This is a genomic window from Yersinia enterocolitica (genome assembly GCA_002082245.2).
Lineage (GTDB): Bacteria > Pseudomonadota > Gammaproteobacteria > Enterobacterales > Enterobacteriaceae > Yersinia > Yersinia enterocolitica_E.
Genome location: NBTC02000002.1, coordinates 2,542,177 through 2,561,528 on the forward strand (window position 1 = coordinate 2,542,177; position 19,352 = coordinate 2,561,528).

Sequence of the window (19,352 nt, forward strand, 5' to 3'; positions counted from 1 at the left end):
AGCGCCCTTCCGGGCGCTATGCCTCTCTCACCCGTGCACAGATGATTAACGCCAGAATAGCTAATCCCATCGCCACCACATATACCGAATTATGGCCCCAGGTTTCGGTCAATACCCCTTGCAGAATCCCCGCCAGAATCACCCCAGTGGAAATGCTATTGGTAAACAGCGTGGTTGCTGCCCCGGCTCTGCCTGGCATTAAATCCTGAAAATAGAGCATGCCAATCCCGGCGACAATACCAATAAAAATGGCATTAAAAATCTGCAATAGCATCAGTGCAGTTTTGAATTTGAATAACACCAATCCGGTATAAAACAGCACACCCGCCAGCACCGCAAACAGCATAATTTTGCGCTTACCAAAACGCCTGACCGAGTAACCCGCCAGCAGCATAATAGGGATTTCCAACCCGGCAGCAGTCCCCATCAACAGACCAGCCAACCGCTCAGGCAATCCCAAGCTTGCTGTGATATACAGAGGCATATCAATGATGTACATGGTGTTGCAGGTCCACATCAACATTGAAGCAATAAACAGCAACAAAACGTCTTTATCGGCAAACAAACTGCCCTGCACCACCGCTGGCGCATCTACTACTGGCTCTGCTCGCTGCACCGAGGGCAAAATAAACCACACCACCAGCGCACTGAGGACAAAAATACCGGCGGCGATACTGAACATCAGCGTAAAGCCATAATTCAGCGCTAACATAAACGACAGCGGCGGGCCGATAACCCAAGCCAATGAAAGCTGCGCACGCATAATCGAACTAAACATCACCACTTCCCGCGCCGAGCTATCGGCATATTCTCGCGCTAAGGCGAAAATCTGCGGCATGGCGGTATTTGCTACTGCTGCCAGCAGCACACCGGCAGTGATTAGCGTCAGATAGTCACGATTAAAAGCAAATAGCAGGCAGTTCCCCACCGCCATCAAGTAGCAGACCATAATTAGCTTGCGGCGGTCACCACGTAAATCTGATCGTTTGGCCAGTACAAAGCTGACGGTAATCCCGGCAATGGCATTGACGGTATAAAACAATCCCACCCACAGTGGGCGTACTTTCACTTCAGTGCTTAAGAACAAGCTTAATGTCGGTGCCTGTAACGCGCCGGCGATACCGGAAAGAAAAGCCACCACGAAGAAAGCGAGAAACACCGGGTTAATACGGCGGGAAAAGATCAAAGCAGATTTCATTCCAGGCTCCAGCGCCAGAAATAACAATTAAACGCTATGCTACAGAAGCGGGTAGATTTATATAGAGAAAAGTATATCAGCCGCATAAATTTCACATCCGAATAATGGATACGGCTGACCGTGTTTCAGCCTCAAGGAGACAGGATATTATCCAAAGTCATTGGGGCTATAGCTAGGCAGCAAGCGAACAAATCCCGATGAGCTTACTCAAGTAAGTGATTCGGGTGCGTGAACGCAGCTAACAACGCTGTAGCCTCAAGGAGACAGGATATTATCCAAAGTCATTGGGGCTATAGCTAGGCAGCAAGCGAACAAATCCCGATGAGCTTACTCAAGTAAGTGATTCGGGTGCGTGAACGCAGCTAACAACGCTGTAGCCTCAAGGAGGCAGGATAAAAAAAGCCAGCAGGTTGTTAAGCCTACTGGCTGGTGAAAGTCACCATTACTCAGAAATTTTTGGTACACAGCAAGGCAAGACTTGGTTCATTTAACAGACATCAACATCAATTATCATCTACCACAGCTCACAAAGTGTGCTCTGTTCGGGCGATGATATCGTCTTGTGCATCTGGCGATAGCGCGGTAAAGAATGCCGAGTAACCGGCAACCCGCACCACCAGATCACGGTAGCGGTCTGGGTGCTGCTTGGCATCGAGCAATATCTCACGCGATACAATGTTGTATTGCACATGCCAGCCCAGATACTCCTCGAAGAAGGTACGCAACATCATCATCAGCTTTTCGCGATCACGCGGGTTATCCAAAGTTGACGGATTCAGTTTTTGATTCAGTAGCACCCCGCCCAGAATAGAGGCTGTCGGCAGTTTTGACAGGGAGTTAAACACCGCAGTTGGCCCCAGATGATCAGTACCAGAAGCAGGGCTTGCTCCCTCCGCCAGCGGGCTGTGCGCTTTACGGCCATCCGGTGTTGCCATCGTTGCCGCACCAAACGGCACGTTAGCAGAGATAGAGGACGTCCCGGCGTAATAGGTACCGCCTATCGGGCCGCGACCAAAGCGGGTATTGTGATATTGCTTCAACTCATCAATATACGTCTGATAAGCGCGCACCAGCAGTTGGTCTACATCATCAACATCATTACCGTATTTCGGTGCTGAATTAATCAGATGTTGGCGTAATTGCTCACCGTTCAGGCCAGCAAAGTCATTTGTTAACGCCGTTGCCAGTTGCTGCTGTCCGATAAGCTGTTGTTCAAACACCAGTTTTCGTACCGCTGCCAGACTATTACCCAAATTGGCAATGCCCACCTGCAAGCCGGAAACCCAGTCATAACGCGCGCCGCCCTGCTTAATACTTTTACCGCGCTCAATACAGTCATCCACCAGTGCAGAACAGACAATATCGTGGGCATTCTCTTCCAACACCGTATCTACCACACACTCAATTTCGATGGATTTTCGCGTGTAGTAACGAATCTGCTGATCCCATTGCGCCATCACTTGTGAGAAATCAGTGAAGTTACCCTTCGATAACCCCTGCTCTTGCGGCAAGAATACTTGCCCAGAGGTCGCATCTTTACCTTGCTCCAGCGCCGCTAGCATCACGCGAGCAAAATTAATAAAACTCATGCCAGTACAGCGATAGCCCCATTTCCCCCCCACCGCAGTTTCAATGCAACCGATGGCAGCGTAATCGTAAACATCCTGTGGCTCTACACCCAATTTGATAAATTCAGGAATAACAATTTCGTCATTATTAAACGCAGGCATACCAAAGCCGCAGCGAATGACTTGCACACAGGCATCGAGGAAATCATCACTGATACCGGCATGGTAGCGCACGCTGAGATTCGGCTGAGTTGAACGTAAACGGCCGCAAGACTCCAACACCGCATAAGAGAGCGGGTTAACCGCATCAATCGCTTTACCCTGCACCAGCTTCTGCCCACCAATAGTGACATTCTGATACAACGGGCTGCCCGCCGAGGCTTTGGAGTGCGAACCGGAACGGATCTTGTTCACTTCCAGCAACTTGAGCCAGCAGCTATGCAACATCTCAATGGCTTTTTCGCGGCTGAGGGTATTTTCCAGCTCCACGTCACGGCGATACCACGGATAGAGGTATTGGTCGAGGCGGCCAAAGGAAACCGAGTGGCCGTTAGATTCAATTTGCAGCATCAATTGGATGAAATAGCACAACTGCAAGGCTTGCCAGAAGGTCTGTGGCGGTTGGTGAGCAATCAGTTCGCAGTTTGTGGCGATAGTTTGTAACTCAATGCGCCGCCAATCACGGCTCTCTTCTTCTGCCATTTGCCGCGCAACCGCCGCATAACGTTCGATATGTTCGCTCAGCGCCGCCAATGAAATATCAATGGCTTTAAGGAATTGCTCTTTATGCAGGTCACTCCAGTCCGTCAGTTGTAACCGTTCGCGGCGACTTGCCACTTTGCTGCGCAGACCATCCAGTCCTTTTTCCAGCAATAACGGGAAGTTAACCGCCAAATGCGCATCGCCGGAGGTCATATTACCTTCGGCTTTTATAATGCCGGTAGCCAATAACGCTTTTTGCTCATCGGTAAACATGCCGTAGCAGCGGTCCTGCACTGTTTGGCCGCGCCACCACGGGCAGATACGGTGCAATACCGCTTTATCTGCTGCACTGACCGAGAAACCCGCACCGGGGCGATCGGCCAGCTCATCAATTTCGTTTTCAATCCAACTCACGGTGTATTCAGGGAAAATTGGCGCGGCGCGCAGTTGGCTGGCCTGATTACCGATAATCAGCTCATCATTTTTGATCCAGACGGTGCGAAGCTGTAAGTGATGCGCCAGCGCCAGCGCGCGCCTGACGGGGAGAGGTTTGTCCTGATGCTGCTGATAAGCCTCGGTATAATGCTGAGCTCGTTCGGTACAAACCGGCGGCTTCACAATGTGGATCAGTGCGTTTTTATGCTGTTTCGTCCGTTCGCTTAGCGTTACCAAATCAAGGGTGGTCATAGCATTATCCTCGTAAAATTGCGGTCAAGCCTTTATCACGGGCATAGCTTTCCGCGAAGTGAAGCAGTTCAGGAGCGTCCAACGGTGTGCTTGCTGCCCGATACTCTTCACCCAGCAGCGAATATTTGTTGATACCCAACGTGTGGTAAGGCAAAAAGTGAATCTCTTTAACGCCTATCTCATCAGCCGCAAAATCGACGATCCCTTGTATAGAGTGGCGATCTGCATTGAAATCTGGGATCAACGGCACCCGTACTGTGATGTTGGTGCCCGCTGCCGCTAACTGACGAAAGTTGTCCATCACCCGTTTAGCCGAACCTCCAGTCCACTGGCGAAAACGGTTTTCATCCGTGTGCTTTAAATCCGCCAGCATCAGATCCAGCCACGGCAAAGAGGGCGCGATGTAATGCCACGGCGTATGCAGACAAGACTCAACCGCCGTGTGGATACCAAGCAGATGACAGCGTTGCAATAACTCAGCCGCTACATCGGGTTGCATAAATGGCTCACCACCGGATAGCGTCACACCACCGCCACTGCGCCGATAAAACGGCATATCGCGCAACAGTGTTGCCATAGTGGTATCAATATCAATCGGGCTACCACACACCGTCAGTGCACCACTCGGGCAACGCACGGTGAGTGCCTGAAGGTCATCCTCTTCCAGCCGTTGGCGCGTGATAACAATGCAATCGTCAATGCGCTCTATTGCCTGCGGGCAGGTCTGTTGGCATAACTCACAACCTGATAAGCACAGGCGCGAGTCAAATAGCACCTCCGCTTTACGTGATCGACTTTCCGGGTTTTGGCACCAACGGCAACTCAGCGAACAGCCTTTCATGAATACCACACTGCGAATACCGGGGCCGTCATGGGTGGAATAACGCTGTAAATTAAAAATCATTTATTCCTCCCGTTGGCGGCATTGCCACGATAACCCGCTTTCATTGGCAATCAGTATCTGCGTAATATAGGGAAAGAAAAATTGATGAAATTTGCCGTGGAGTTCCTCTTTTATGTCTGCCTCACGTCTACAACAGCAGTTTATTCGCCTCTGGCAACGTTTTAATGGCCAGCCGACGGAAACCACCTTGCAGGAGCTGGCAGACGTGCTCAGTTGTTCACGCCGCCATGTACGATCCTTGCTGGGTAGCATGCAACAAGAGGGTTGGCTAAGCTGGCAGGCTGAAGCGGGTCGCGGTAAACGCTCACAACTGGCCTTCCTCTACTCCGGGTTGGCACTGCAACAACAGCGGGCCGAAGAGCTGCTGGAACAGGACCATATCGATCAGTTAGTGCAGTTGGTAGGGGATAAAAAAGCAGTGCGCCAAATGCTGCTATCCCAGTTGGGACGCAGTTTCCGCCAAGGAAAACACATCCTGCGGGTGCTCTATTATCGCCCGCTACAAAACCTGCTGCCCGGTACCGCGTTGCGCCGCTCCGAAACGCATATGGTGCGGCAGATTTTTAATGGCCTGACACGCATAAATGAGGAAAATGGGGAACTGGAACCGGATTTATCCCATCACTGGCAAGCTATTAGCCCGTTGCATTGGCGTTTTTATTTGCGCCCTGCCATCCATTTTCACCATGGGCGTGAACTGGAAATGGATGATGTCATCAGCAGCCTGACCCGGCTGATTCCGCAGCCCCTGTTCTCTCATATCACCGCCGTGCGCTCACCAACGCCCTATGTGATTGATATCCATCTAAGTTGCCCGGATCACTGGTTGCCATGGTTGTTGGGTAGTGTTCACGCCATGATTTTGCCGCAAGAATGGGAGAATCAACCCGACTTCCGCCGCCATCCTATTGGTACCGGCCCCTACTCGGTGATTAGAAATCACCATAATCAGTTGAAGATACAGGCTTTTGATAACTATTTTGGTTTCCGCGCACTGATTGATGAGGTCAATATCTGGGTGCTACCTGAGTTGTCTGAGGAGCTGGTTTATTCCGGTGTGCAATTGCAGGCTGACGATACCAGTAAAAACGAGCTGGAAAGTCGGCTGGAGGAAGGCTGCTATTTTTTACTGTTTGATCAGCGATCGCCTCAGACCAGTAACCCAGAGATCCGCCGCTGGTTGTGTGAGTTGATAACACCGGTCGCCCTGCTCAGCCATGCAGATCCTTTCTATCAACGCTACTGGTCACCGGCCTACGGCATGCTGCCCCGCTGGCATCACAACCGGCTAACTACCCTTGAGCCAAAGCCCGCAGGGCTGACCGAATTGACGCTGACATTTTACAGCGAGCATTCCGAATTTGACGCCATCAGCCAAACATTAACCACATTGTTGGCCGCACACGGCGTCACACTGGTGATACAAGTGCTGGATTATGTCAGTTGGTATCAGGGCGATGCACAGAGTGATATCTGGCTTGGCAGCGCGAATTTCTATCTGCCACTGGAGTTCTCCCTGTTTGCCACCCTGTACGAACTGCCGCTACTACAACATTGTTTGGATGAAAAACTGCATCAGGATGTTGAATTATGGCGAAATAATACCCTGCCGATGGCGGATTGGAGCCAACGGTTGGTTAGCCAGAATCAATTCCACCCGCTGTTCCATCATTGGTTAGAATTATATGGGCAGCACAGTATGCGCGGGGTGCGCATGAACACGCTCGGCTGGTTTGATTTCAAATCGGCCTGGTTTACCCCACCAGAGGGCTAACCTGCTTTCATCCGCCCAGATTAGTCTCTACAATGGCACCGTCTCAACGGGGTGCGGAAAAACTGTTGTGGTCGTGTCCAGAATTCATGCTGGTTCGTTCCATTAACAATGAAACAAAAACGTCGCGAGGTAGGTTCAGTCGGAGGCGGACAGCACGCAGAAACCGGAGCGTACAAGTAGTACGTGAGGATTTCGAGTACTGCCCAACACCGGATCAACCTAACCGCAGCAAGTTTTTCGCTGAGAGCAAACCCGTCGAACCTGATCCGGCTAACCCCGGCGGAGGGATTTGAGAAAAATAACGCTGCATTATCATGATATCGCTGTTATTTACCGCCTCAGATACCTTTGCCACCTTTATTGTTAAGGAGTGCAAAGTGTTTAAACGCATTATTCCCTGCTTGTTTTTGCTATCTGCCGCTGCGGTGGCCGCCGATAAACCGACACTGACGGTTTACACCTATGACTCCTTTGCCGCCGACTGGGGTCCAGGGCCTGCGATTAAAAAAGCCTTTGAAGCCGAGTGTGATTGCCAGCTTAAATTTGTGGCGCTGGAAGACGGTGTTTCATTACTTAATCGCCTGCGGATGGAAGGTAAAAACAGTCAGGCTGACGTGATTTTAGGATTGGATAATAATCTGGTGCAGGCGGCAGAACAAACTGGATTATTCGCACCAAGTCAGGTGGATACCGCGAACCTTACTCTCCCGGAGAAGTGGCAGAATAAGACTTTCGTCCCGTACGATTATGGCTATTTCGCCTTTGTGTATAACAAAGATAAACTGAAAAATCCGCCAAAGAGCTTGCAAGAATTAGTTGATAGCAAAGAGCCGTGGAAAGTGATTTATCAAGACCCGCGCACCAGTACCCCGGGTCTTGGTCTGATGCTGTGGATGCAGAAAGTGTATGGTGATAAAGCGCCGCAGGCGTGGCAGCAACTGGCGAAAAAAACCGTCACCGTTACCAAGGGTTGGAGCGAAGCTTATGGCTTGTTCCTGAAAGGTGAAGGGGATTTGGTGCTGAGCTATACCACTTCCCCGGCTTATCATCTGATTGAAGAGAAGAAAAGCAACTATGCAGCGGCTAATTTTAGCGAAGGCCACTATCTGCAAGTCGAAGTCGCAGGCTTGGTTGCCTCGAGCAAACAGCCGCAACTGGCACAGCGCTTTATGCAATTTATTGTGACGCCAGCATTCCAGAACCATATTCCCACCGGTAATTGGATGTATCCGGTGATTAAAATGGATTTACCGGCTGGGTTTGAAACCCTTACCGTGCCGCAAAAAGCGTTGCAATTTGATGCTAAAGATGTGGCAGATAATCGCGGCAAATGGATTCAGGCATGGCAATCCGCCGTCAGCCACTGATCCCTCCATGGTTGTGGCCAGGGCTACTGGCTGCCTTACTGATAGTCGGTGTCGCCTTACTGGCGTTCACCGCTATCTGGCGTCACGCGCCTGCGGCAGACTGGCACAGTATCTGGCATGACCGCTATTTGTGGCATGTGATCCGCTTTACCTTTTGGCAGGCATTCTTATCCGCCCTGCTGTCAGTCATCCCTGCCATTTTCTTAGCGCGAGCCCTGTATCGCCGCCGCTTTCCCGGCCGACAACTGATGTTGCGTTTATGCGCTATGACACTGGTGCTACCGGTGTTAGTGGCGCTGTTTGGTATTCTGACGGTTTATGGCCGTCAGGGTTGGCTGGCGACCCTGTTTAGCTGGCTGGGGGTTGATTACCGCTTCTCACCTTATGGTTTACAGGGCATTTTGCTGGCGCATATCTTCTTCAATATGCCACTGGCGACTCGCTTGCTATTGCAGTCACTGGAAAGCATCGCCGTTGAACAACGCCAGTTAGCCGCACAACTGGGGATGAATGGCTGGCAGCACTTGCGCTGGGTTGAATGGCCCTATCTGCGCCGCCAAATTCTGCCAACCGCGGCGCTGATTTTTATGCTCTGTTTTGCCAGTTTTGCCACCGTGCTGTCACTGGGTGGCGGGCCGCAAGCCACCACTATCGAGTTGGCCATCTATCAGGCACTCAGTTATGACTACGATCTGGGGCGTGCGGCCTTATTAGCGCTAATCCAACTGGGTTGCTGTCTGGGTTTAGTGGTGCTAAGCCTGCGGTTAAACACAGTATTGGCGGTAGGTAATACTCACAGTCAAATCTGGCGTAGTCAGCAGGATAGCTATTGGTCTCGCATCAGCGACACCCTGTTAATTGGTACTGCTTTGCTATTGATGGTGCCGCCATTGCTAGCGGTAGTGATTGATGGCAGTAATCAAACTATGCTGGCGGTGCTACAACAAACTGCGCTATGGCAAGCCTTCTTTACCTCATTGACTATCGCTATCGGGGCGGGGTTGCTGTGCGTGACACTCACGATGATGTTGTTGTGGAGCAGCCGTGAACTGAAACTGCGCCAACGGATGGCCTGTGGGCAGGCACTGGAAGTCAGTGGTATGGTGATTCTGGCGATGCCGGGCATTGTCCTGGCGACCGGCTTCTTTTTATTGCTCAACGATACCTTTGGCTTGCCACAATCCCCTTACGGGCTGGTGATCCTCACCAACGCACTGATGGCTGTGCCCTACGCACTAAAAGTGTTGGATAACCCAATGCGGGATCTGGCTGAACGCTACACGCCGCTGTGTTTATCACTGGATATTCGTGGCTGGCACCGTGTGCGCCTGATTGAGTTAAGGGCACTAAAACACCCGCTGGCTCAAGCACTTGCCTTTGCCTGTGTGCTATCGATTGGTGATTTTGGTGTGGTGGCACTGTTTGGCAATGAGCACTTCCGCACGCTGCCGTTTTACCTTTACCAGCAGATAGGTTCTTATCGCAGCAACGACGGCGCAGTTACCGCCCTACTGCTGTTGTTACTCTGTTTCTTGCTGTTTACTCTTATTGAACGACTGCCGAGCCGCCATGTTAAAGCTTGAGAAAATCACCTATTTATACGACCACTTACCGATGCGTTTCGATTTGCATATTCAGCCCGGTGAGCGGGTGGCGATTCTTGGCCCAAGTGGTGCTGGCAAAAGTACCCTGTTAAGCCTGATTGCTGGTTTTCTCGCCCCCGCCAGTGGCCGTATGCTACTGAATAATCAGGATCACACGGCAACAGCCCCCGCCGAGCGGCCAGTATCGATGCTGTTTCAGGAGAACAACCTGTTCTCACATTTGACCGTCACACAGAATATCGGGTTGGGTTTACATCCGGGGTTGAAACTCAGCCATGAGCAAAAGTTACTGTTACGCCAGATTACCCAGCAGGTTGGACTGGAAGATTGCCTTGAGAGACTACCCGCACAACTTTCCGGCGGCCAACGTCAGCGGGTAGCATTGGCACGCTGTTTAGTGCGCAGTCAGCCAATCCTGCTACTGGATGAGCCATTTTCCGCGCTCGATCCTGCGTTGCGCAATGAGATGCTGCAATTGGTCGATCATGTCTGTACCCACCGGCAACTGACATTACTGATGGTGTCACACAATTTGGATGATGCTGCCCGCATCGCCGATCGGACATTGCTCATTGTCGATGGCCGTATTTACTACGACGGCCCGACACAAGCGCTGGTTAACGGCACCGCCCCCGAAGCCAGTGTGTTGGGCATTACTACCCGACCATAATAACTTGTATACCCAAGGGGGATTACCCAGCGAGGACCTTCCACAACAAATGACGATAAATCGGCATAATGGGCTGCATATGCAGCCAGGCAAAGCTGGCAATCGCCGCCACCATAGCCAGCACGGTCACCCAGCGCAGGCGAGCCAGTGGCAACCATTGGCTCAGGCGGTCCGGGCTACGCTTGCCAAACCGCCACCAGCGCCATGATAGCCACAGTGCCAGCCAAATCAGCATCACCACCACAAATAGCAACCACTTAAACATATAGCTATTGGCGCTCGGTGGGATATCAATAGCAACACCTGCCAGTATGCCTGGGAAGAAGTAGAGCGGTGGCCAGGTCAGGCAACCAATCACGTTGGGCAAGGCAAATTTTGCCGGTGGCAGGTTTAACATACCAGCCACCATCGGGACAATCGGCCGTGCCGGGCCGATAAAGCGCCCAAGTAGGACGGTTGCCATACTGTGGTTATGCAATGCGTGTTCGGTTTTATCCAGCATCGACTTATGCTTTTTCAGGAAGGACCAACGGTGCAGTGGTTCTTTGAAGCGCCGACCGATAAAATACGAGATCCAATCCCCCAATAGGCAGCCGACAGTTGCAGCGGCCCAGGCCGAGTAAAAACCGACTTCGCCGCTGCCAATCAACGCCCCCACACTGGTCATCATCACCGTGCCGGGAAGTAACATCCCCACCAGCGCTAATGATTCGAGAAAAGTGACGAACATGACGATAAATAGCGTGAAAGCCAGAGATTGCGTCAATAAATGTAATAAATAGGCTTCCATAAAGTTGTCCGTTGGTAACACCCAAGGTTCAGGGCGGAGGATTGTCCGGTGTGTCGTGAAATGAGTCAATCAACAAATTTCCCCTTCGTCCTTGAAGCCGCAGGGTTGTTAGCTGCGCTTACTCACCCAAATCACTTACTGGCCGTTGACCTTAAAATGAATAGACTCATCGGGATTAGACCACTTGCTGCCTACCTGCAACTCCAATGACTTTGGGTATACATGGAGCGAATGGAAATCATCATTAAAATAGACAAATACTGTATAAATAACCATACTAAGATAGCATAAATTCTCAGGCGTTATTGTTGCAGTCAGTTTGGATGCGGACAGCGCGGAGAAACCGGAGCGTACACGTAGTACGTGAGGATATCGAGCACTGCCCAAGTTCAAAATGACAAATAAAATAGCCTGTACATTACCTATAAAGGTTAGCACCGTGGCGCAACACCGTCAGGGCTTCCTGCTCACTCGCCACTGGCGCGACACGCAGGCAGGCACCGAAGTTGAATTCTGGTTAGCCACCGATGAAGGGCCACAGCAGGTCAGGCTGCCGCCGCAACCCTCAGTGGCATTTATCCCGGCCGAACAACGGCAACGGGCTGAAACCGTGCTGCGTGATGAACGCCGCTGGCAGTTGCGCCCACTTGAACTGACTGACTTCCACCAACGCCCAGTGCTGGGCCTGTATTGCAGTCAACATCGTCAATTAATTCGTTTGGAAAAACTGCTGCGCGAAAGTGGTGTGAATGTCTATGAAGGCGATATTCGCCCACCAGAACGGTTTCTGATGGAACGATTTATTACCGCGCCGGTGTGGTTCAGCGGTGATGACAATAACCATGGCCCGCTGCTTAACACCCAAATGAAACCGGCCGAGGATTATCGTCCAACACTAAAACTGCTGTCGCTGGATATCGAAACCAGCGAACATGGCGAGCTGTACTGTATTGGGCTGGAGGGTTGCGGCCAGCGCCAGGTTTACATGTTGGGGCCACCTAACGGTGATACGGTTGAAAGTGCGGCGCTGGATTTCAATCTGGAATACGTCGCCAGCCGCCCGCAGTTGTTGGAAAAACTAAACCAGTGGCTGGCAGTGCATGATCCCGATGCCATTATCGGCTGGAATCTGGTGCAGTTCGACTTACGTGTTCTGCAAAAACACGCTGACCGTTATCAGATCCCACTGCGCTTTGGCCGTGGTGGTAACCTGCTGGAATGGCGTGAACACGGCTTTAAACAAGGGCACTTTTTTGCCTCGGCAGCCGGTCGGCTGATTATCGACGGCATCGAGGCGCTAAAATCCGCCACCTGGAATTTCCCGTCATTTAGTCTGGAATCTGTTTCGCAAACCCTGCTGGGCGAAGGCAAAGCCAGCGACAGCCCCTATCAACGAATGGATGAAATCAATCAACGTTTCGCCCATGACAAACCGGCACTGGCGCGCTATAACCTGAAAGATTGCGAGCTGGTGACGCGGATTTTTGCCAAGACCGAGCTGCTCAGCTTCCTGCTGGAACGCGCCACAGTGACGGGGTTAGCAGCGGATCGTAGCGGTGGCTCCGTGGCGGCGTTTACCCATCTTTACCTGCCGCGTATGCACCGCATCGGTTACGTCGCCCCCAATTTAGGTGAGTTACCAGAAGAGCACAGCCCCGGTGGTTTTGTGATGGACTCCCAACCCGGCTTATATGACTCGGTATTGGTACTTGACTATAAAAGCCTGTATCCGTCGATTATTCGCACCTTTTTAATCGATCCGGTCGGTTTAGTGGCAGGTATGGCTCTGCCTGATGAACAGCACTCGGTGCCGGGGTTTCGCGGTGCCTGGTTCTCGCGCGAGAAACACTGTTTGCCCGCCATCGTTAACCAAATCTGGCAGGGCCGGGAAGCGGCTAAACGTCAGAAAAACAAACCGTTATCACAAGCACTGAAGATCATTATGAACGCCTTTTATGGCGTATTGGGTTCCAGCGGCTGCCGCTTTTTCGATCCCAGACTGGCCTCATCGATCACCTTGCGCGGCCATGACATCATGCGCCAGACCCGCGAGCTCATTGAAGTACAGGGTTATCAGGTGATTTATGGTGATACCGATTCAACCTTCGTCTGGCTGAAAAATGCTCACAGTGAAGAGCAGGCATCACAGATAGGTAAAGAGTTAGTACGTCAGGTCAATCTATGGTGGAAAGATCATATACAACAAACCTTTAATCTACCCTGCGCCCTGGAACTGGAATTTGAAACTCACTATCGGCGTTTTCTGATGCCTACCATCCGGGGTGCCGAGCAAGGCAGTAAAAAACGCTATGCCGGGTTGATTTCTACCTCTGAGGGTGATCAGATGGTGTACAAAGGGCTGGAAACCGTGCGCACTGATTGGACACCACTGGCCCAGCAATTTCAGCGAGAATTGTATCTGCGCATTTTTCAGCGGCAACCCTATCAGGATTATCTGCGGGACTACGTAGCACGCACCCTTAGTGGCGAATTAGACGAGCAGCTTGTTTACCGCAAACGCCTGCGCCGACGGCTAGATGACTATCAGCGCAATGTGCCACCACACGCCAGAGCGGCACGCTTGGCGGATGAGTTTAACCGCAAACTCGGTCGCCCGCTGCAATATCAAAATGGGGGCTGGATAAGCTATGTCATGACCACCGCTGGCCCCGAACCCCTTGAGATTCGGCAATCCCCTATCGACTACGATCACTACCTGACACGACAGTTGCAACCGGTAGCAGACGCTATACTTCCTTTTATGCACGATGACTTCACAACGTTAATAACAGGTCAGATGGGGCTATTCTGATACCTTATACCCTAGATAATTCGAGTTGCAGGAAGGCAGCAAGTGAGCGAGTCCCCAAGAGCTTATTAATTTTAAGATCAAGAGCAGTAAGTGACTGGGGTAAACTGCGGCCGCCAACGCACATGCAGCTTGAAGTATGACGGGTATTTTACAGGTGACGAAACGCTCCGCTTCCATTACCATAGCGCCCTTGCCAAAATTCGCATTAATCACATTTACATAACCGCTAGCCGTAATACTCCTTCTTATTGGGTGCTGCCTGTAGATGCCACATTTTCAGACAGACTCTCAGGCCGCATCGCCTGTGCGGCGGGTAGACTATTGCCAGTGGTTTTATGATATTTGGCTGCCACTAATTATTTATAACCAGATAATTTAAAAAGCATTTCCTTAACTGTCCAACAAAAAATCGAGCCGATAATTTATGCCTTTTACACTTGGTCAACGCTGGATCAGCGACACAGAAAGCGAACTTGGATTGGGTACTGTCGTTGCCATCGACGTACGCATGATTACCTTACTGTTTCCCGCAACCGGTGAAAACCGCCTTTACGCTAGAAATGATTCGCCAATCACCCGCGTCATGTTCAATCCGGGCGATACCATCACCAACCACGAAGGCTGGCAGCTAAAAGTGGAAGAAGTGACTCATGAAAATGGGCTGATTACTTATATCGGCACCCGTTTGGACACTGAGGAAACCGGCGTCTCAATGCGTGAAGTGTTGCTCGATAGCAAACTGACGTTTAGCAAACCGCAGGATCGGCTATTTGCCGGTCAGATCGATCGTATGGATCGCTTTGCCCTGCGTTTTCGCGCTCGTAAATATCAAAGTGAGCAGTTCCGTCTGCCATGGAGTGGGTTACGCGGTATCCGTGCCAGCCTGATCCCACACCAATTACATATCGCCTATGAAGTGGGTCAGCGCCATGCACCAAGGGTATTACTGGCCGATGAAGTGGGTTTAGGTAAAACCATCGAAGCCGGGATGATCATTCACCAACAACTGTTATCAGGCCGTGCTGAACGTATCCTGATTGTAGTGCCGGAAAGCCTGCAACATCAGTGGTTGGTGGAAATGTTGCGCCGCTTCAATTTGCGCTTCTCACTGTTTGATGACAGCCGCTACTCCGAAGCCCTGCTTGACAGCACCAATCCGTTTGAAACCGAGCAGATGGTTATCTGTTCACTGGATTTTGTGCGCCGCAATAAACAACGGCTGGAACAACTGGCAGATGCGTCTTGGGATCTGTTGGTGGTGGATGAGGCGCACCATCTGGCCTGGAGCGAAGAAGCCCCAAGTCGTGAATATCAAGTCATTGAACAATTGGCTGAGAATATCCCAGGTGTGCTGCTGTTGACCGCAACACCAGAGCAATTGGGCCAGCAGAGCCATTTTGCTCGTCTGCGTTTGCTGGATCCCGATCGCTTCCACGATTACGAAGAATTCGTCAATGAACAGCAGAAGTATCGTCCGATTGCAGATGCTGTGACGCTGCTGCTGGGTGGTGAGCGCTTAACTGACGATAAACTGAATCTGTTGGGCGAACTCATTGATGAGCAGGATATTGAGCCCTTGCTGAAAGCGGCAAATAGCCAAAGTGAAGATAGCGAAGCCGCTCGCCAAGAGTTGGTAACAATGCTGATGGACAGACATGGTACCAGCCGGATCTTGTTCCGTAATACCCGCAATGGGGTGAAAGGCTTCCCGCACCGCGTCCTGCATCAAATCAAACTGCCATTGCCAACCCAATATCAGACGGCGATTAAAGTATCAGGCATCATGGGTGCCAAAAAAACGTTGGAAGCGCGCGCCAAAGATATGCTTTACCCGGAACAAATCTATCAGGAGTTTGAAGGCGAAAATGCCACCTGGTGGAACTTTGACCCACGGGTAGAGTGGTTACTTAACTATCTGATTGCTAACCGCAATGAGAAAGTGTTGGTTATCTGTGCCCAGGCAGCCACTGCCTTACAGCTTGAACAAGTGCTACGTGAACGTGAAGCTATTCGCGCCGCCGTGTTCTATGAAGGTTTATCACTGATAGAGCGTGACCGTGCTGCGGCCTATTTTGCCTCTGAAGAAGATGGCGCTCAGGTATTACTGTGTTCTGAGATAGGTTCAGAAGGCCGTAATTTCCAGTTTGCCTGCCAGTTGGTGATGTTCGACCTGCCGTTTAACCCGGACCTGCTGGAACAGCGTATTGGCCGTCTGGACCGTATCGGTCAAAACCGCGAAATCCAGATCATGGTGCCTTATCTGGAACATACCGCACAGGCGATATTGGTGCGTTGGTATCATGAAGGTTTGGATGCTTTTGAGCACACCTGTCCGACCGGGCGCACCATTTATGACAGCGGCTATCAAGAACTGATCGGCTATCTGGCAACGCCAAGTGAACAAGAAGGGTTAGATGAATTTATTCACGCCTGCCGTCTACAGCACGAAGAGCTGAAACTGCAACTGGAACAAGGTCGTGATCGGCTACTGGAGATGCATTCCAACGGTGGCGAGCATGGTCAACAACTGGCGCAGATCATTGCAGATCAAGATAATGACGTTAATTTGGTTAGTTTCGCACTTAACCTGTTCGATATTGTCGGGATTAACCAAGAAGATCGCAGTGATAACCTGATCGTACTGACCCCCTCTGATCATATGCTGGTACCGGACTTCCCTGGGCTGCCGCAAGACGGCTGTACCGTGACATTCGATCGTGAACAGGCGTTATCGCGGGAAGATGCCCAGTTTGTGAGTTGGGAGCACCCGATCATCCGTAATGGTTTGGATTTGATCTTGTCCGGCGATACCGGAAGCTGTGCGGTTTCTTTATTGAAAAACAAAGCATTACCAGTAGGAACACTGCTGGCTGAATTGGTTTATGTGGTAGAAGCTCAAGCGCCAAAACACCTGCAATTAACCCGCTTCTTGCCACCCACCCCAGTGCGGATGCTGATGGACAGAAATGGCACCAATCTGGCGGCACAGGTTGAATTTGAAACCTTTAACCGTCAGTTGAATGCGGTAAACCGTCATACCTCCAGCAAGCTGGTCAATGCAGTGCAACAAGAAGTCCACGCCATGTTGCAACAAGCAGAGGCACTGGTTGAAGAGCAGGCAAAACTGTTGATTGAATCGGCCAAGCACGAAGCTGATGATAAGCTGAGTACCGAACTGGCACGTTTGGAAGCCCTGAAAGCGGTTAACCCAAATATTCGTGATGACGAAATAGAAGCACTGGAGCATAACCGTAAAATGGTGCTGGAAAACCTCAATCAAGCGGGCTGGCGTTTAGATGCTATCCGCCTGGTGGTGGTCACACATCAGTAATCCTGAGTAATAATCAGTTTCTGCAATATACCCCATAGATCTCAAGATGCAGGCAGGCGGCAAAGGAGAGACAAATCGGTTGGGAACCGATTTGAATAGCATTTATGCTAGCCTCAAGGATGAGGCTCATTAATCCCGATGAGCTTATGCAGTCAAATGATTCGGGTTAACGAGAGCAGCCAACACACCTGCGACTTGAACAATGCAGGGCATAAATGGAGCACCAATGGAACCCTATAATCCCCCACGCGACCCTTGGCTGCACATCCTGTTTCAGGATGTGCACATCATGGTGGTCAACAAACCTAGTGGGCTACTTTCTGTGCCCGGTCGCGCACCGGAGAATAAAGACAGTGTGATGACTCGTATTCAGGCTGAATTTCCGGCGGCAGAGTCCGTTCATCGGCTGGATATGGCCACCAGTGGCGTAATTATCGTGGCACTGACCAAAGCGGCTGAGCGCGAGCTGAAGCGCCAATTTCGCGAACGTGAACCGAAAAAGTCTTATATTGCCCGCGTCTGGGGGCATCTGGCCGAAGATGAAGGGCTGATAGATCTGCCGTTAATCTGTGACTGGCCAAACCGGCCAAAGCAGAAAGTCTGTTATGAAACCGGTAAATCTGCACAAACTGAGTATCTGGTGCTGTCACGCGATACTGATGGCAGCACGCGAGTGAAGTTATCGCCCATCACAGGGCGCTCACACCAATTACGGGTCCATATGCTGGCGATGGGTCACCCAATCCTTGGTGATGGCTTCTACGCCCATCCAGAGGCCAAAGCGATGGCATCCCGCTTGCAGTTACATGCGCAGGAGCTGTGTATTACTCACCCTGAGTTTGGAACGGCGATGCATTTTAAATGTGAGGCGGAATTTTAATTTTTGTCGTAAGAGTATTGGCCCGAAATTACCTCAGAACGGCGCATTAACGCCGATCTGAGGTGGGCACTGTTGAAACAAAACCTATTTAAATCCCTTTTCGCGCTTAATCAAATCATACGCAGCTTGAATCTCTTGGGCTTTTTGCTTCGCCATCTCCATCATTTCAGGTGGCAGACCTTTTGCCACCAACTTATCTGGATGATGTTCCCCCATTAACTTACGGTAAGCACGCTTGATGGTCACACTGTCGTCAGTATTGCTAATACCCAGCACTTTGCAGGCATCCTCTAAAGTCGGGCCATTCGAGGCTTGCTGATAGCCCCCCTGAGAATATCCACCTTGCTGGCCCTGCCAACCGCCGTGACCACCAAATTGACGGCCGCCTTCAATCATGCTCAAGAACTGATCAAACTGGCCGCGCGAAATCCCTAACTCTTCAGCAATGACATACAACACTTGCCGCTCGTTAGGATGCAAAGATCCATCAGCAAATGCGGCCTGTAATTGAATTTCCAGAAACATCCGAATTAAATCAAAACGCCCAAAGCAGACACCACGTAATTCCTGCAATCTTTCACGCAACGGGAAATCACTTTCTTTCCCTTCGCGAAACGCTTGCTGTGCGGCAGTTCGAGCTTCACCGTGCAATTGCATTCGATCCATCAACTGGCTGGCGAGTTGAATATCAACTTCCGTAACCCGCCCTTTGGCCTTGGTTAAATGCCCCATGACCTGAAAAGTGGCGCGGAAAAAAATTAATTGTCGTGTTTGTTGATCGGCAAAATAGCCGCGGCGCTTCGTGCTTCGCACCCTGTCTACCATATGGCCGACAAGCAACCCCAGTACCACACCCCAGAAACCAGCACCAGACATTAAGCCCAATACCAGACCGAGCAGTTTTCCCCAATACCGCATATACTCCTCAATTCATCATGCCGTCAGTCAAAATTTGCATTATCATACTCGGCATTCAGCTCAGCGCCTAACAACGAGACGTGCAAACGGCCGGATTTAACGCTAGCGCAACTGTGATGAGTAATATAGTCTCAGACCGTTTGCCGG

The 19,352-nt window shown here is 51.0% G+C and carries 14 protein-coding genes; 8 read left to right on the forward strand and 6 right to left on the reverse strand.

Annotated elements, in window-relative coordinates; all coding sequences use genetic code 11:
- Positions 1–16 precede the first annotated feature (16 nt).
- The 3 genes from A6J66_013095 to A6J66_013105 form a co-directional block, all read right to left on the reverse strand.
- Complete coding sequence (locus A6J66_013095; protein PNM25039.1) at positions 17–1,198, reverse strand: MFS transporter; 1,182 nt, start codon at positions 1,196–1,198, stop codon at positions 17–19.
- Between the two features lie 524 nt (positions 1,199–1,722).
- Positions 1,723–4,155, reverse strand: coding sequence for a formate C-acetyltransferase/glycerol dehydratase family glycyl radical enzyme (locus tag A6J66_013100; GenBank protein PNM25040.1), 2,433 nt, complete (start codon positions 4,153–4,155; stop codon positions 1,723–1,725).
- A gap of 4 nt (positions 4,156–4,159) precedes the next feature.
- Positions 4,160–5,059: a glycyl-radical enzyme activating protein gene (locus A6J66_013105; protein PNM25041.1), complete on the reverse strand. Its 900-nt coding sequence runs from the start codon at positions 5,057–5,059 to the stop codon at positions 4,160–4,162.
- 112 nt (positions 5,060–5,171) lie between these two features.
- Between A6J66_013105 and A6J66_013110 the strand changes: the two genes are divergently transcribed.
- The 5 genes from A6J66_013110 to thiQ all read left to right on the forward strand — a co-directional run bounded on the left by A6J66_013110 (position 5,172) and on the right by thiQ (position 10,474).
- Positions 5,172–6,833, forward strand: a complete 1,662-nt coding sequence (locus A6J66_013110; GenBank protein PNM25042.1) for an HTH-type transcriptional regulator SgrR — start codon at positions 5,172–5,174, stop codon at positions 6,831–6,833.
- An 86-nt stretch (positions 6,834–6,919) separates the two neighbouring features.
- The gene (locus tag A6J66_013115; protein PNM25043.1) at positions 6,920–7,126 is read left to right on the forward strand and encodes a hypothetical protein; all 207 of its coding nucleotides are present in this window, start codon (positions 6,920–6,922) and stop codon (positions 7,124–7,126) included.
- A gap of 84 nt (positions 7,127–7,210) precedes the next feature.
- Positions 7,211–8,200 (forward strand): thiamine ABC transporter substrate binding subunit, encoded by a 990-nt coding sequence (locus tag A6J66_013120; protein ID PNM27004.1) that lies wholly within the window; start codon positions 7,211–7,213, stop codon positions 8,198–8,200.
- Positions 8,176–9,783: a thiamine/thiamine pyrophosphate ABC transporter permease ThiP gene (gene thiP / locus A6J66_013125; protein ID PNM25044.1), complete on the forward strand. Its 1,608-nt coding sequence runs from the start codon at positions 8,176–8,178 to the stop codon at positions 9,781–9,783. The genes A6J66_013120 and thiP overlap by 25 nt, the downstream gene beginning before the upstream one ends.
- Positions 9,770–10,474, forward strand: coding sequence for a thiamine ABC transporter ATP-binding protein ThiQ (gene thiQ, locus A6J66_013130; GenBank protein ID PNM25045.1), 705 nt, complete (start codon positions 9,770–9,772; stop codon positions 10,472–10,474). Before thiP ends, thiQ begins: the two co-directional genes overlap by 14 nt.
- 22 nt (positions 10,475–10,496) lie before the next feature.
- Here thiQ and A6J66_013135 read toward each other — a convergent pair whose 3' ends face one another.
- Positions 10,497–11,264: a DedA family protein gene (locus tag A6J66_013135; GenBank protein ID PNM25046.1), complete on the reverse strand. Its 768-nt coding sequence runs from the start codon at positions 11,262–11,264 to the stop codon at positions 10,497–10,499.
- Positions 11,265–11,399: 135 nt separating this feature from the next.
- On the reverse strand, positions 11,400–11,702 hold the full coding sequence (locus tag A6J66_013140; protein ID PNM25047.1) for a hypothetical protein: 303 nt from the start codon (positions 11,700–11,702) through the stop codon (positions 11,400–11,402).
- 1 nt (position 11,703) lies between these two features.
- Between A6J66_013140 and A6J66_013145 the strand changes: the two genes are divergently transcribed.
- The 3 genes from A6J66_013145 (at position 11,704) to A6J66_013155 (ending at position 18,287) form a co-directional block, all read left to right on the forward strand.
- The gene (locus A6J66_013145; protein PNM25048.1) at positions 11,704–14,076 is read left to right on the forward strand and encodes a DNA polymerase II; all 2,373 of its coding nucleotides are present in this window, start codon (positions 11,704–11,706) and stop codon (positions 14,074–14,076) included.
- A gap of 424 nt (positions 14,077–14,500) precedes the next feature.
- Positions 14,501–17,407: an RNA polymerase-associated protein RapA gene (locus A6J66_013150; GenBank protein PNM25049.1), complete on the forward strand. Its 2,907-nt coding sequence runs from the start codon at positions 14,501–14,503 to the stop codon at positions 17,405–17,407.
- 226 nt (positions 17,408–17,633) lie between these two features.
- Positions 17,634–18,287, forward strand: coding sequence for a bifunctional tRNA pseudouridine(32) synthase/23S rRNA pseudouridine(746) synthase RluA (locus A6J66_013155; GenBank protein PNM25050.1), 654 nt, complete (start codon positions 17,634–17,636; stop codon positions 18,285–18,287).
- An 84-nt stretch (positions 18,288–18,371) separates the two neighbouring features.
- Here A6J66_013155 and A6J66_013160 read toward each other — a convergent pair whose 3' ends face one another.
- Complete coding sequence (locus A6J66_013160) at positions 18,372–19,205, reverse strand: co-chaperone DjlA (GenBank protein ID PNM25051.1); 834 nt, start codon at positions 19,203–19,205, stop codon at positions 18,372–18,374.
- Positions 19,206–19,352: the final 147 nt, after the last annotated feature.